This is a genomic window from Sessilibacter sp. MAH3, assembly GCF_054658275.1.
Genome location: NZ_BAAGIE010000016.1, coordinates 1 through 15,719, shown reverse-complemented (window position 1 = coordinate 15,719; position 15,719 = coordinate 1). Strand labels below are relative to the sequence as shown.

Below are 15,719 nucleotides of genomic sequence, written 5' to 3'. Positions count from 1 at the left end.
CGCTATTTTGCCGTTGAAGATCGCGCTATTATCGCGCCATGACTGAAACAGATAGCTCCCTAAATAACATATTCGATCACAAACGTTTTTTGGCTAACATTAGCGTTGACGCTGGTGTTTACCAAATGTTTGATTCTAATAGTCAACCTTTGTATGTAGGAAAGGCTAAGAATCTCAAAAACCGTCTCTCTAGTTATTTCCGAAAGACCGGACTAACACCAAAAACAGAAGCTCTTGTTAAGAGAATTGCCAGTATTCAAGTCACTCTTACGCGGACTGAAACTGAAGCCCTAATTCTCGAACAGAATCTTATTAAATCGCAACGTCCTCCGTACAATATTCTATTAAGGGATGACAAGTCCTATCCTTACGTATTTTTGTCGTCTAATGATTCATATCCAAGAATAGCCTTGCATAGAGGCGCCAAAAAAAAGAAAGGACGTTATTTCGGACCTTTTCCGAATGTGAGTTCGGTACGTGAGAGTCTGAATCTTCTACAAAAAACATTTCGAATTCGCCAGTGCGAAGACAGTGTTTTTAAAAATAGATCGCGTCCTTGTTTGCAGTATCAAATTAACCGCTGTACCGGGCCTTGTGTGAATTTGATTTCTGAATCCGATTACGCAAAAGATGTACACTTTACGGAATTGTTCTTGGACGGTAAGAGTCAGCAACTGCTCAACGAACTCGCCGAGCAAATGGAACAAGCTGCTCGTGAATTGAACTTCGAAAAAGCCGCCGACTATCGCGATCAAATTGCTTCTTTGCGACAAATCCAGGCTGATCGAGTCGTTGAGGGCGAACAGGGTGATGCCGACGTATTTGCGATTGCAGAGGCTAGGGGTGGCTTTTGTGTGCACGTTTTATTTATTAGAAACGGTCGAGTGCTGGGTAGTAAGAGTTACTTCCCCCAAGAGAAGCTTGGGCAAAGTGTTGACCAAGTCTTATCGGCATTCTTACCACAATTTTATTTAGCAAATACCAACCGTGAAGTCCCCTCGGAAGTATTATTACCTTGTGAGATTGAAGGCGAGGCGGCTCTGAGCGAGGCACTAAAACAATTACGCTCTGTAAAAGTTGCCATTAAACATAATGTGCGTGGCCAGCGTTTGAAATGGTTACAGTTAGCGTTACAGTCGGCTCAACAAAATATTTTATCGAGGATTAGTAGTCACGATAAAGTTCAGAAAAAGTACGAAGCCATACAAGACGCTTTGTCTTTATCGGAGCTTCCTTCGCGTATGGAATGTTTTGATATCAGCCACAGCTCTGGAGAGAGAACGGTGGCATCTTGTGTTGTTTTTGACCAAGGTGGTGCCAATCCCTCTGATTATCGTCGTTTTAATATCAGTGATATAACCGCTGGTGATGACTATGCAGCTATGCGTCAAGCATTAACGCGTCGATATAAACGCCTGCGCGAAGGCGAAGACAAAATGCCAGATATTCTGTTGGTCGACGGCGGTAAAGGTCAGTTTAATATCGCAAAAGAGGTCTTAGAAGAACTAGGCGTAAGTGGTGTTGAATTAGTCGGTATTGCCAAGGGAACGACGCGAAAGGCTGGTTTTGAAACACTGATTGTCGATGGCGGAAGTCGAGAGCTAACCCTAGACTCTACTTCAGCGGCACTTCATTTGTTGCAAGAGATACGCGACGAAGCTCATCGATTTGCCATTACCGGACACCGTAATCGACGCGATAAAGCTCGTAAGACATCAACGCTAGAATCAATCCCCGGTATAGGTGCAAAACGTCGGCAAGAGTTGCTTAAGCACTTTGGTGGTTTACAAGGTGTAAAAGGCGCAAGTATTGAAGATTTAGCCAAGGTACCGGGTATCAGCAAAAGTCTTGCCGAGGAGATTTATCACGGCGTACGCATGTCGTAATCTTTAGCGCTTAACGTTAGAGTGATCATTATTATTGTCAAAAGATTTTATTCGTAATAGTGGGAGTAGATTACTTGGGCCAATATTCTGTTAAACTTAAAAACCAGTCCACTATAGAAGTACAAGAAATATCTGCATGACTCTCGCAAATCAACTCACACTCCTGAGAATTGTATTAATTCCTGCCCTGATACTTGTCTTTTATTTACCTTTCAAAACGAGTGCGTTTTTTTCAGCACTGATTTTTTCGATAGCCGCAATAACCGATTGGGCTGATGGCTATATCGCGCGAAAGTACAATCAAAGTACGCCGTTTGGTGCTTTTTTAGATCCCGTTGCAGACAAACTGATGGTTGCGGTTGCACTGGTGTTGCTGGTAGAAGTGCATGGCAGCCCGTGGTTCGCGATTCCTGCGGTTGTAATTGTGGGCAGAGAAATTGTAATTTCGGCGTTACGGGAATGGATGGCCGAACTTGGTAAGCGCAAAACGGTTGCCGTTTCTACTATTGGTAAAGTAAAAACAACCTGCCAAATGGTATCTATTATCGTGTTGTTATTATTCCGCCCCGGAGTCAATGTTTACATGACTTGGATCGGTTATATAACTCTTTATTCAGCGGCCGTGCTAACGTTATGGTCGATGATGCGTTACCTGAAAGCTGCTTGGCCGGATCTCAAGCCGCAAGAATAATAAAACTCTTTACTTCTTGCGGCGTAGCCATATCTCGACACGGCCAAAGGCTTTCTGTGTTCTATAACTTTGTGTAATCGAAATTTATCGCGTAAATACTCAATGAGTTGTGCGAAGAAAAATTATGAGCAGCTTTTCACGCGGTTAAATAAGTTTATTCGCGTTGCAGATAGTTACTTTTTTATTTAGTAATTTTGTCTTTATTGAGTAATTTTGGCGAGATCTTGTAGGTAAATTCTTTTTGCTGACTTTAGCTCGGTCGTATAAGAGGCAACATCTCCTGATGTAAGATTATGTCCGGTTTTCCAGTTATCTCTAACCCATTTCCAAACCGTTTCAAAACTGTTCGCCGATAAACTCTTGGTTCCTCGGTGATTCTTCAATTGCATCTCCATATTGATTCCGCCATTTCTATGTTGGCGAATTCTAAATCCTATCAAGCGTCCACAATTAGAAAATACTCTCGTTGGTTTCAATGCCGCAAGAGCATCTAATTCTCTTTGTTTAGCTTCGGCAATTTTGCGATCTCTGGAATATATTTGCACCTCAACACCATTGATTTTTTTATAAGCGCGGTGTCCGCCAGTAGGATGTGGTCTGCATGCCATAAGTTTTACTTCTTTGACGTTAGGAGAGTTAGACAATTTGTTGCCATCAACTTAAACAACCTTCATGCCAATGAAATGATACAGGGATTATCTTTAATAAATAGGCAATGAGCTGAGTGTAATGACCAAAAAATATCAGAATTAATACATATACCGGTTTAATTTGGCGATTGGATGTTTCAAGAAAAGGATTAAATTTACAAATTAGCCACAAAAAACCCGGTTATTAAAGGTTTTAAATGAATTATTTACATTGGATTTGTAATCTTGGATAAGGTAACGGGTATTAAAGCAAGATGATACTGTAAAGAGGAACTATTTATGGTACCAGAGGCTGTACGCGGTACGGTCAACACAATACACCCCTATATTACAGGTATTAGTAGATTAGGGTTTACTAACTACGTGATTTTGTCTGCTTTTACAAAGCAGGCACAGTCTCAACAACTTCAATACCAAATTCTACACTTTAACTAAGATGAATAGAAGTTTAATAAAATTACTTTGTAGCTATATCCGAGTGTTGGCGTGTTAATTCAGATCGTACCAACTACGGTAATCAAGTTTTTTGATTTTGAAATATCAGTTAGGCATTTCTTGTTCTTAGTGTTATTCAAGTGTTTATCTATATGCTTCTTATTTGATCAGATTTCTCTATTCGATTTACTATAGGAAACTCTGATTAACCTAGAGTTTCTCGCGGCACAAGGATGTGTCGTCAATTTCAAGAACGGTAAGTGATTGAAATTGTTCCTATATTTTAGATTTTTATTATAAAATCTATTCTAATTTACTAATACGATATAATATTTAGACAGGATATTAATGTGAGGGATCATTAAGTGAAGAATGTAGAAGTTTTGAGTGGGCAATTGGTTGGCAATTTTCTTGAGTTTGATGTCGTAAAAGAGCGCTTCTTTACTGGGGTCTTAACTCTTTCGATTTATCCATTTCGAGAGATTTCAAAAGTAAGTTTAGTTAGTGAAGATGAAAAATTCGTTGTAGTAGATGTTTCGTTTAATGAAAAAATTGATGCTCGTCTAAAGCTATCATGTGCTCAATATAAGTTATTTATTCAATGTTTGAATGGTTATAAAACGGGGCCGAGAGGGCTGGACTTACCCACCCGGGAGGTGAGTTCGGTTGTGTGGATTTGGAGCGCTGTATTCATTCTTTTTATAGTTATCGGGCTCAGCGGATCTGATCCTGCTCCTAACGCTACACCCGCTCCTGTGGTTCTGAGTGGTGTTACCAAGGTGGACGTATGCAAAGCTGCGATCGAATATCTTTCTACAATGCGTGGTGATCAAAATGTGGCGGTCGATAAAGGAAGCATGGTAAGAATAAATCAAACTCGCGCTAGTGATGGAAAGCGTTTCTATTACGATTGTAAGCTTCAGGGAAATACAGTTATTTGGAGAATGAACCGAGTTGATGGGGTTATGGGGAGGTGGAGAGATACCGCCAGCGATCCTACGGTTACGTTCTCGGTTTCAAATGGGTATATATCGATAAAAGAAACCTACTAGATATTGCTATATTTTAAGAGCCTGAGCTTTTGTTCCGGCTCTTTATTTTTGCTTCAAGTCTATTACTTGCGCTATGAATATTTAATAATTTGTATCGAGATGATATTGCCTAAAAATTAGCAAATTTTTTCAGAAGTTGTCGGTGAGGGTTATAGATTCTATTTCAATAGCAGTGGACTACAGTCTGTTGGTTATATGCGTTCTATTTTTGATAGATAACATGGAAATATGCTAAAAGAAGAGGTCTATATCTGATAAGGCAAAAAATGCTTCTTTTTATATGGTACCAGAGGCCGGACTCGAACCGGCACGCTTTTAAGGGCGGGGGATTTTGAATCCCCTGTGTCTACCAATTTCACCACTCTGGCACATCGTGAGTACAGCAATTTTTACTTAATAAACAAGATGTTAGCACTTGTTTGTAGCTGCACTGCGAAGGAGGGCGTATTATAACTACGGTTTTGATGCCGTCAATAGTTTTACGAAAATTCTTTCGAAAGAATAGCACTCTGCTTTAAGTGTGGCGGGTTTTTAATCAATCTGTATCTATTAACGACCTAACTTCAGCGCTCACATCAACGACGCGACCTAGTTTGCAAAATTCATTCGTTTAAGATATTAAAAGCATCTTTCGATTTGTTGGCCCTCTAAAAACACAAGCCTCGCAAATACGACAAATTTTCGATAGGCTGTGCCGCTTTTAACTGGTTAGCCTAATGTAATTTATGCAGCGTCAAGATTTTAACTTTGATCTACCTGAAGCGCTTATTGCCTCTAAACCGCTTGAGAAGCGCACTTCGAGTCGGTTACTCGTTCTGGATGGTAATACAGGTAGTCTTCAACATCGGATTTTTACCGATATTCTTGAAATGATTTCCCCCGGCGATTTGATGGTTTTCAACAACACCAAAGTCATTCCCGCCCGTTTATTTGGTAAAAAATCAACCGGTGGCCAGGTCGAAATATTAATTGAACGTATTACTGGTGATGATACTGCTCTTGCGCATGTACGTTCTAGTCGTTCGCCAAAACCTGGAAGTCAATTGCATCTTGAAAATGGTGCTGTGATTAACGTGGTAGGTCGAGCCGAAAATCTGTTCAAGCTCGAAATTAAAGAGCATTCCTTTATTAGTGTTCTAGAAGACATTGGGCACATTCCGCTGCCACCTTATATTCAGCGTGAAGACGACGAGTCCGATCGGCAACGTTACCAAACGGTATACAGTCGCGATGATAAAAAAGGTGCGGTCGCGGCACCAACGGCGGGATTGCATTTCGATCAACTGCTATTAGAAAGTTTAAAGAGTAAAGGTGTAGAGCTAGGGTTTGTTACTTTGCACGTTGGTGCCGGTACGTTTCAGCCTGTAAAGGTCGAAAAAATTGAAGAACACACCATGCACAGTGAATGGATCGAAGTCGATGAGCATTTGTGCGAGCAAGTTCGAGCAGCTAAGGCTCGGGGTAATCGAGTTATTGCCGTTGGTACTACCAGCGTACGATGTTTGGAAAGTGCTTCTTCAACAGGGGCCATCAATCCCATGACAGGTGATACCAATATCTTTATTTATCCGGGATATGAATTTAAAACCGTCGATGCCATGGTAACTAACTTCCATTTACCCGAATCAACTCTAATTATGCTGGTTTCTGCATTTGCAGGTATTGAACATACAAAAACTGCCTACCGTGTAGCAATTGAAGAACAGTATCGATTTTTTAGTTATGGCGATGCGATGTTTGTTACCAAACAACGCCGAGTTTAAGCCTGTGAGTTAACCAGAACTTACCCAGATTAACCCTAAACAAGATTATTGAGCAGTTGAGTGACTGAATTAGAAAATACTCCCAATACTTCCCGTCAGTGCTTTATGTCGTTTGAATGCGATACCACTGATGGTAATGCCCGTCGAGGTCGTTTGAAATTCCCTCGTGGTGTGGTTGAAACTCCAGCCTTTATGCCCGTTGGCACCTACGGCACGGTAAAAGGTATGTTGCCGCGAGATGTTGAAGAAATAGGCGCGCATATTATTCTAGGCAATACTTTCCACCTTATGCTTCGCCCGGGTACCGAAGTTGTAAAAAAACACGGCGACTTACACGACTTTATGCAATGGTCAAAGCCAATCCTTACGGATTCTGGTGGTTTCCAAGTGTTTAGTCTTGGTGATATGCGAAAAATCACTGAGGAGGGTGTTGCCTTTCGATCGCCAATCGATGGCAGTAAAGTATTCATCGATCCAGAAACATCCATGCAAGTTCAACGTGATTTGGGTTCTGATATCGTCATGATTTTTGACGAATGTACGCCTTATCCTGCAACCGAAGAAGAAGCAAAAACCTCCATGGAGCTTTCTCTTCGTTGGGCTAAACGCAGTAAAATCGCTCATGGTGATAGTCCTTCGGCATTATTCGGAATCATTCAGGGCGGCATGTATAAAAATCTTCGCGAGATTTCTTTAAACGGCCTAACCGATATCGACTTCGATGGCTACGCCATTGGCGGACTCTCGGTTGGTGAGCCCAAAGAAGAAATGATCAAGGTTCTGGATTATCTTCCAGAAACTATGCCGGCGAATAAACCCCGTTATTTGATGGGCGTTGGTAAGCCTGAAGATATTGTTGAGTCTGTCTTACGCGGCGTTGATATGTTCGACTGTGTAATGCCAACGCGTAATGCGCGTAACGGGCATTTATTCACCAGTGAAGGTGTTATCAAAATTCGTAACGCCAAACATCGCGGCGATACCAATCCTTTAGATAGCCAATGCGATTGCTACACCTGTAAGAATTTCAGTCGTGGTTATCTGTATCATCTAGACAAGTGTGGCGAAATTTTAGGTGCTCAATTAAACACCATTCATAATTTACGCTTTTATCAGACACTCATGTCTCGGTTAAGATTAGCCATCGAAGAGCATCGTTTAGATGAATTCGTACAACAGTTTTATGCTGAACAGCGAATCGAACGACCAGAGTTTGCCAAGCATTTTCAGCCGTTAGGCGCTCAATAACGACATTCTTTAGGCAATTCGATAAGCACAGGGCTTGATATAAAATTTTTCAGCCTAATTTTGTAAAAGCTTTTGTTTATATGGTTATAATCCAAGCCCTTTAAGTAGCGCTAGATGTATTGTGTTGACTCTTTATAACGATTTGACCAGTACTTCTCTCGTTCAACAGTAATATTTGAAGAAAAACTGGCTTTGTTTGCAAAGTCTGATGGAACTGACTAATGCTCAACCGTTACCCGCTGTGGAAATACATACTGATCCTGCTTGTGATCGTTTTGGGGTTTATCTACGCAGCCCCCAATCTCTATTCACCTGATCCTGCTATTCAGATTACTGGACAGTCCAGTAGCCTAGTGGTTGATCAGGCTGCACTCACAAAAGCCAAAAAAGCATTGGATGACAAGGGAATTGCTTATTTTGGCGAGACGCTTGGCGAAAAATCGATATTAATTCGATTTACGTCGGCAGAAGTTCAACGAGAAGCGCGTGAAACCGTGCAACTTGCGCTAAGCCGTGATTACGTTGTGGCGTTAAACCAAGCTTCTAATACACCCGACTGGTTACAAAGCCTAGGCGCGTCACCAATGAAGTTAGGTCTCGACCTTTCTGGTGGTGTTCACTTCTTATTAGAAGTCGACACCTTAGATGCCGTCAGCAAACGTCAAGAGACCAACGCCACGGAGTTACGTCGTCAATGGCGTGAAGCTGAAGCTCGATACGAAGGCCGTGTAGTTGCAGACAGCAACAATGTTATTGAAGCGCGTTTTCCCGATGCGGATGAGCGCAGTAAAGCTATTAGCGTGGTTCGCAGTGAATTTCCACAGTTGGTTTGGACAACCGACGAGCGTAACGACAAGTACTTCCTTCAGTTAACTATGTCTGAAACGGCTATTCGTGAAATCGAAGATTATGCAGTTTCGCAAAACTTGGTCACTCTGCGTAACCGTGTTAACGAATTGGGTGTGAGCGAGCCTTTGGTTCAGCGCCAAGGCCGTAATCGTATCGTTGTTGAATTACCGGGTGTACAAGATACCGCTGAAGCTAAGCGTGTTATTGGTAAAACCGCTAACCTAGAGTTCCGTTTAGAGGCAGAACCCAATACTCCAGTAACTCAGAGAGAAGAATTTGGCTTTCGCAGCGATGAAGGCTCTCGCTTTGGTAGAACCGCATGGCTAGAGCGTACGCCAATTATTACTGGTGAGAATGTATCTAACGCAAAACCTAACACCGACTTCCAAACAGGTTTACCAAAGGTTGATATCACTCTCGATAGTGAAGGTGGTACCAAAATGCATCGTGCGACACGAAATAACATCGGTCGTGCTATGGGCGTATTGTTTGTTGAGACTAAAACCGAAGATAAGAGGTCGTTCAACAGCGAAGGTGAAGAGGTAATCATCTCAGAACGAGTTGTTGAAAAGAAAATTATCAGTTTGGCAACAATTCAAGGCGCTCTCGGTGTTCAGTTCCAAATTACTGGCCTAGACAGTCCCGCAGAAGCGTCTGAACTCGCATTGTTATTACGTGCTGGTGCTTTGGCTGCGCCAATGTTCTTTGTTCAAGAAAGCACCATTGGTCCGTCATTGGGTGCCGAAAATATCGAACTAGGTTTGATATCGGTACAGCTTGGTCTTGCCTTAGTCCTGTTGTTCATGTTCATTTGTTATCGAGTTTTCGGCTTTGCCGCCAACATCGCCCTTGCCGCCAACATTGTTTTGCTCGTGGCAATCATGTCGATATTTGGGGCAACGCTTACGCTTCCTGGTATAGCGGGTATTGTATTAACCGTGGGTATGGCGGTAGATGCTAACGTGTTGATCTTCTCTCGAGTTCGAGAAGAGCTGAAAAATGGTTTGCAGGCTCAATCGGCGATCAGTGCTGGCTTTGATCGCGCATTTACGACCATCTTAGATGCAAACATCACTACATTTATTGTGGCAGTGATCTTATTTGGTATTGGTTCTGGCCCCGTCAAGGGCTTTGCGGTAACACTTATGATCGGTATTTTAACGTCGATGTTTACCGCTATTTTGGTGACACGTGCCGTAGTGAACCTCATTTATGGTGGTAAAAAAGTCCAAAAACTTTGGATTTAAGACGGGCATTAAACCCTTCTTCCGCTGCACATTACCCAATAATTCAACGCCGAACAAAATAAACGGTTTGGCGTTAAAAGGTTAAAAAGGCTCTCTCGATGTCTGAAACGAACGCAAAAAATATTTCTGGGAAAAGCGCAATTTCCTTCATGAAATTCAGAAAGCTCGCAATGAGCTTTTCCTTAATTTTAATCATTATTTCACTGGTATCTTTATCGGTAAAAGGTCTCAAATTTGGCCTAGACTTTACCGGCGGAACACAAGTTGAAGTTGAATACGACAAGCCCGCCGATTTGACAAAAGTTCGCCAACAGCTTGCTGACGCTGGGCATGATGATGCTGTGGTTGTCTACTTTGGTGTCGAAACAGAAATTCTTATTCGTCTGCAAGCAGAAGACTCCCAAGCCGCTGATCGAACTCAGGTTGGTCAAGAAGATGAGGGCAGCTCTGACCAGTCACTCGGAGATGAGATCATATCTGTTCTTGAAGCCGATGGTAGTAAGGTTACGCTCAAACGAATTGAATTTGTTGGACCCCAAGTAGGTGACGAGCTTCGCGAAGACGGCGGTCTTGGAATGCTATTCGCGCTGCTTGTTGTTATGGGTTACGTGGCATTTCGCTTCCAGTACAAATTCTCTGTCGGCGCTGTTGTTGCCTTGATTCACGACGTCATCATTGTTCTGGGTGTTTTTTCAATTTTAGGTTTGGATTTTGACCTTACGGTTTTGGCCGCAGTACTTGCGGTTATTGGTTATTCGCTTAACGATACCATCGTAGTAGCTGACAGAATTCGTGAAAATTTCCGCCGCGTTCGTCAATCCAGTCCTCTTGAGATCATCGATATCTCTTTAAATGAGACCCTCGGTCGTACTCTTATGACCTCTTTAACAACGTTATTGGTATTGTTCGCCTTGTTCTTTGTGGGTGGAGAATTAATTCGAGGTTTCTCAATTGCGCTTATCGTTGGTGTTGGTATTGGTACCTATTCTTCGATTTACGTTGCGGCCAACATTTTACTGTTGATGGGTTTAACCCCACAAGATCTGATTGAACCCGTGAAAGAAGGCAGTGAAGTTGACGATATGCCTTAAGCGATTCAGAGTGAGGCGTTTTGGTTTACGCCTTCTGTGTCAATCAGTTACCCGAGCCTAGGCTCGGGTAATTTTTTTGTGCGAATAAAAAACTTCGCGTTAATTTTTCCACAGATTTTTCTTGAATTTTAAATGCTCATTAAAAATCGTAATTAATTTCTTCTTTTCTCTGTGTTGTTTGAAGTTGGTAGCTGAGTTAGATTGAACGATTGAATTCGTTAGATACTCGGTTTCACATGACGCAGTCCGATAACCTAGAACCCAACAGCGCCAACCACAAATTACAGTGGTTACAGCATCTACAGATGACCAACGAGCAAATTGCTCTGGTTAAACGCTACCGTTGTTTAGTAGGAATCGACGGATTCGGTTTTTGGCAATGGAATTACGCAAACCAATCATTTCATTGCCACGGACAACTCTATTTCGACGCCGGTTACACAACCGAAGACATAGAATCCCTTGAAAACGCTACCGAGGTTCGTGGCTACATTCATCCTGACGATCTTGACCGATCCATAGTCATCGTTCGTCACCACGTGCAACGCCAATCGCCCATACACTTTACATTCAGATTGCTCCGCAAGTCTGGAGACTATTTATGGGTTACAACTATAGGGAGTTCTATTCGCGACGAACATGGCCGAATAGCTACCATCGTAGGTGTTGTCTTTGATGCAACCAATCTTAGGGCCAGTCAAGAAGCACTTAGAGAAGCGGAACTCAGATTGCAGCGCATTATGAGCGCATCCAACGACGGGATTTGGGAATGGAAAGCGAATAATCCTCAGGTCGAGTTTTCTGAGCGAGTGCTTCAGCATTTGGGATTTGAACACGTCAATGAACTTGTCGATGGGAACGAAAGTTTAATTTCTGCGTGGATCAAACGGATACACCCGTCTGATCAACGAAAGTTTAAAGTAAAGCTGAAGTCGGCTCTTAAACATAGGAAATTTCTCGACGTTGATTATCGAATAGCCGATAAGAATAATGTCTATCGATGGGTTAGAACCCGAGCCAACGCGCGTTTTAATGCTCAAGGTCGCCCCATTGTTATCTCGGGCACCAATATTGATATTACCGATATTAAATTAGCACAAAGTAAGCTATCAGCCGCTCGTGATCAGGCGGAGCAGGCAAACCAATCAAAATCTAAATTTCTCTCGGGCATGAGTCGGCATTTAAGAACGCCCATGAACGCCATATTGGGTTATGCGCAGCTGTTTGAATACGATCATAATTTAACTCAGCAACAACGCGACAACATGCGTGAAGTGCGAAAGGCTGGCGAGCATTTAATACAATTAATTGACGACGTGTTGGACCTTTCTAAAATTGAATCTGGCAATATCACTTTAACGAATGAACCAACACTAGTGAGTGATATTGTTAGAGATTGTATTAACCTCAGCCATCCACAAGCCAACAAATATGGCGTTTCTATTACCTCTGAAATTGATGAGACCGAGGCCTTATACGCCGACTGCGATCGCGTTCGATTGAAGCAAATTTTGTTAAACCTCATTAGCAACGGTATTAAATACAATCGGCCTTCTGGTTGGGTCAATATTAAAGTGTTTATACTCGATGAAAATGAGCTGTGTATCAGCGTTGAAGACAACGGATTTGGTATTGCAGAAGAAGAAAAAGGTAAATTATTTCAGCCGTTTAACCGATTGGGCGCAGAAAAAACAACCATCGAAGGCAGTGGCGTTGGCTTGGTTATTACTAAAAATCTAGTTGAAATGATGCATGGTGCCATCAGCTTTTATACCCAAGAAGGCGTGGGCAGCTGCTTTGAAATTCATCTAAAACGCTGCGATGACCTTTCTGAAGTCGCACCAGAGACCATTGGCAAAATTTTAAAAGAACAACGCAGTATTCAACTTAATATAGCGTCGACAAAAACTGTTTTATACATTGAAGATAACACCGCCAATCTCCGTTTAATGGAGAAATTTATTGAGCATATCAACAACGTCGAACTCGAAGTTGCCACAGACCCTTTGTTGGGCGTTTATAAAGCTCGAAGACTGCAACCTAATTTAATTTTACTCGATTTAGAAATTCCCGGACTGAATGCTCCAGAAATCATTGAGATTTTAAAATCGGATTCTGCAACAGCAACGATTCCCGTAGTTGCTTTGTCTTCAAACCGTGAAGAAGGTAAAAATTTCTCTAAAAGAAACCAGTACGCCGGTAAAAAAATTCGCCCTGAATTAATGTCCGAATTTCCGTTAGAAGACAAGTCAATTCCCAGTTTATTGGATCATTCGGCATCTAACTTTGCCGGTTCGGATTTTTATTCTTATTTAGTAAAACCTTGGAATATTGATCAGATCGTTAGTTTGCTTGAGAGCGTTTTTGTTGAGCCAAATGCAGAAGGCTCGGTTGCGCAACTTGATTTACCTTTGCAAGGTGAGTAACTGTATGTTTACCAGCACTTTGGAATTACGTCATTATGGATAAAAGCATCGACAAAACCGATAGTGATCCAATATTAACTCAGTCTGCAACAAGCACTGGGACGGATTCTATTGCAGTCGATAATGCAGCCGGTAAAAACAAGCCCGATGATTCGAAAAATTCATCAACAAATCCACCTAATCAAAGCCTTTATTCAAAATATTCACCAACATTTCCAGTACTTGGTCAAGCGATTGATGTCAGTCGCCATATTCCACTATCGCGTAATATCGCCTTAGCTCCTTTATTTCCTGCTGGTGTTTCCTATTCACAGAAAAATAGCCACAAAGAAATCGCGCATATTTCTGATCGATTCTCAAAAATGCAAAATATTTCTGGGTTTGGTTATTGGGAATGGAATTTTGAAACAAATGTTTTTCGGGTATTTCCAGGGCAACTCTGGCGAGAAATGGGTTATTCATTAGGTGATATGGGCCGCATTAAATCTATTGATGACGCCTACGAGTTTGTTCACCCAGAAGACCAAGAAAAAATATCGGCCTGCGCGCAGAGGCATTTTGAATTTAATGCGCCTTACAGCGAGTCGTACAGAATGCGTAACCGCGACGGTTCATATCGTTGGGTGCAAGGGCAGGCCAGCTCTATTCGCAATCGAAACAACGAAGTTATTTATTTTGCCGGTGTTAATTACGATATTACCGAAGAAAAACGCGTTGAATTTGCGTTACGAGAAAGCCAAATTCGTTTTGCTCGCATTCTAGAATCATCAAACGATGGCGTTTGGGAATGGAGCCGTAAAGATCGAACCATTAATTTCTCGCAAGGTTGCTGGGCCTTGTTGGGCTTTAGTATCGACGATTTGGAAATGGGTAATAACCAAACGCGAAAGTGGTTAATTCGAATTCATCCTCAAGACCGAGCCAGGGTTGAGAATGAGATTTATCAGAAGGTCAAAAATGCGCAAGCGTTTGATTTAGAATATCGGATTTTAAATCGTACCGGACAGTGGCAGTGGATTCGTACACGAGGTGATGTAATCACGAATTCGCAAGGCGAGGTAGAGTTTTTATCTGGTGCTCATGTGGATATTACCGAAATTAAAAATTCACAAGAGCGAATTCTTGCAGCAAAAAATATGGCCGATAAAGCCAATAGGGCGAAATCGGAATTCTTGTCGAGCATGAGTCACGAATTGCGCACGCCCATGAATGCTATTCTCGGCTTTACTCAGCTTTTTGACAGAGACAAAAACTTAACACCTGATCAAGCTGAGAATATTGTTGAAATAAAAAAAGCTGGCAAACAGTTGCTTAGATTAATCAACGATGTTTTAGAGTTTTCAAAAATTGAAGCCGGAAAGATGCTACCGCAACTTCGGCCTACCAAGCTCGAAAGTGTTATTTCTGAAGTGGTTGAACAATTACGTTCATTAGCAAATAAGCATTCCGTTAAAGTAAGCTTTACCCAAGATGAATCCAATACCACCTTTGTCAATGCTGATAGAAACTGTTTGAAACAAGCATTAATTAAGTTATTGACCAATGCGATTTTGTACAACTCAAAAAACGGTTCGGTAGCAATTTATTTAACAGATATGGCTCCCGATTACGTCACCATATCTGTGAACGATACAGGCAAAGGAATTCCAAAAAAATATCATGCGCAATTGTTTGAGCCGTTTGCTGAGTTTGAAAACAGATCTTCTTCACCGCCGGGTAATGGTGTAGGTTTGGCCATTTGTAAACAACTGGTCGAATTAATGGATGGACGTATTACTTTCGAAAGCTCGGAGGACGTAGGCAGTAGCTTCAAAATTTGTTTGCCTGTAGCCAGTAATGTTGTTAACGAAACGCAGCTTACGGGAGAGTTTAAAGCAACCGATTTTGTGAATTTTGACCAAAACCTTTTTCAATCGAAAAAGATCTTATACGTTGACGATGACGCTAAAAGTCGGAATTCTTTAACGCAATATTTTAGTAGTTTCAAAGATTTAACATTTATTGTTGCAGCTGAGGGTATTAAAGGCTTGTTCGAAGCAAGAAATACTCGGCCAGATATTATTTTTTATGATCTGCATATGCCAGGTGTCGATGGTTATGAGTTTATTAAAATCATTCGTAATGATCCCAACACACGATTAATCCCGATTATCGCGTTGTCTGAAATCGTGAATAAACAGCAAATGCGGGATGTAATTGAGGCAGGTTTTAACGATGTGCTTTCAAAACCCTTAGATATTGAACAACTGACGGTGATCGCATTACAGCTTATAAATTAGAGGCCGATGGCGCAGCATCTGAGTGTTTAGGAAACTCTGATTAACCTAGAGTTTCTCGCGACACAAGGATGTGTCGCCAATTTCAAGAACTGTAAGTGATTG

General features: G+C 41.8%; 10 protein-coding genes and 1 tRNA gene. 9 read left to right on the top strand and 2 right to left on the bottom strand.

The window, feature by feature from the left end; translation table 11 throughout:
* Positions 1-38: 38 nt before the first annotated feature.
* A complete protein-coding gene (gene uvrC / locus ACYQ2C_RS11165) occupies positions 39-1,886 on the top strand; it encodes an excinuclease ABC subunit UvrC (RefSeq protein WP_460102698.1) in 1,848 nt (615 codons plus the stop codon).
* Positions 1,887-2,022: 136 nt separating this feature from the next.
* Positions 2,023-2,577, top strand: coding sequence for a CDP-diacylglycerol--glycerol-3-phosphate 3-phosphatidyltransferase (gene pgsA / locus ACYQ2C_RS11160; protein WP_460102700.1), 555 nt, complete (start codon positions 2,023-2,025; stop codon positions 2,575-2,577).
* A gap of 200 nt (positions 2,578-2,777) precedes the next feature.
* Here pgsA and ACYQ2C_RS11155 read toward each other — a convergent pair whose 3' ends face one another.
* Positions 2,778-3,185, bottom strand: coding sequence for a hypothetical protein (locus tag ACYQ2C_RS11155; protein ID WP_460049422.1), 408 nt, complete (start codon positions 3,183-3,185; stop codon positions 2,778-2,780).
* An 842-nt stretch (positions 3,186-4,027) separates the two neighbouring features.
* On the opposite strand from ACYQ2C_RS11155, the gene ACYQ2C_RS11150 reads away from it, so the two are divergent.
* Positions 4,028-4,714 carry a hypothetical protein gene (locus tag ACYQ2C_RS11150; protein ID WP_460102703.1) on the top strand — a complete coding sequence of 229 codons (687 nt, stop codon included), beginning with the start codon at positions 4,028-4,030 and terminating at the stop codon, positions 4,712-4,714.
* 281 nt (positions 4,715-4,995) lie between these two features.
* On the opposite strand, the gene ACYQ2C_RS11145 is transcribed toward ACYQ2C_RS11150, so the two are convergent.
* Positions 4,996-5,082: transfer RNA gene (locus tag ACYQ2C_RS11145), tRNA-Leu, on the bottom strand.
* A gap of 357 nt (positions 5,083-5,439) precedes the next feature.
* Here ACYQ2C_RS11145 and queA point away from each other — a divergent pair.
* The 6 genes from queA to ACYQ2C_RS11115 all read left to right on the top strand — a co-directional run bounded on the left by queA (position 5,440) and on the right by ACYQ2C_RS11115 (position 15,617).
* Complete coding sequence (gene queA, locus ACYQ2C_RS11140; RefSeq protein WP_460102705.1) at positions 5,440-6,477, top strand: tRNA preQ1(34) S-adenosylmethionine ribosyltransferase-isomerase QueA; 1,038 nt, start codon at positions 5,440-5,442, stop codon at positions 6,475-6,477.
* 105 nt (positions 6,478-6,582) lie between these two features.
* Positions 6,583-7,725: a tRNA guanosine(34) transglycosylase Tgt gene (gene tgt, locus ACYQ2C_RS11135; protein WP_460102718.1), complete on the top strand. Its 1,143-nt coding sequence runs from the start codon at positions 6,583-6,585 to the stop codon at positions 7,723-7,725.
* A gap of 221 nt (positions 7,726-7,946) precedes the next feature.
* Positions 7,947-9,821: a protein translocase subunit SecD gene (gene secD, locus ACYQ2C_RS11130; RefSeq protein WP_460102707.1), complete on the top strand. Its 1,875-nt coding sequence runs from the start codon at positions 7,947-7,949 to the stop codon at positions 9,819-9,821.
* 98 nt (positions 9,822-9,919) lie between these two features.
* Entirely contained in the window at positions 9,920-10,912 is a 993-nt protein-coding gene (gene secF / locus ACYQ2C_RS11125; RefSeq protein ID WP_460049418.1) for a protein translocase subunit SecF, read from the top strand.
* Positions 10,913-11,148: 236 nt separating this feature from the next.
* The gene (locus ACYQ2C_RS11120) at positions 11,149-13,338 is read left to right on the top strand and encodes a hybrid sensor histidine kinase/response regulator (RefSeq protein WP_460102710.1); all 2,190 of its coding nucleotides are present in this window, start codon (positions 11,149-11,151) and stop codon (positions 13,336-13,338) included.
* Between the two features lie 35 nt (positions 13,339-13,373).
* Positions 13,374-15,617, top strand: coding sequence for a PAS domain-containing protein (locus ACYQ2C_RS11115; RefSeq protein WP_460102714.1), 2,244 nt, complete (start codon positions 13,374-13,376; stop codon positions 15,615-15,617).
* Positions 15,618-15,719 lie beyond the last annotated feature (102 nt).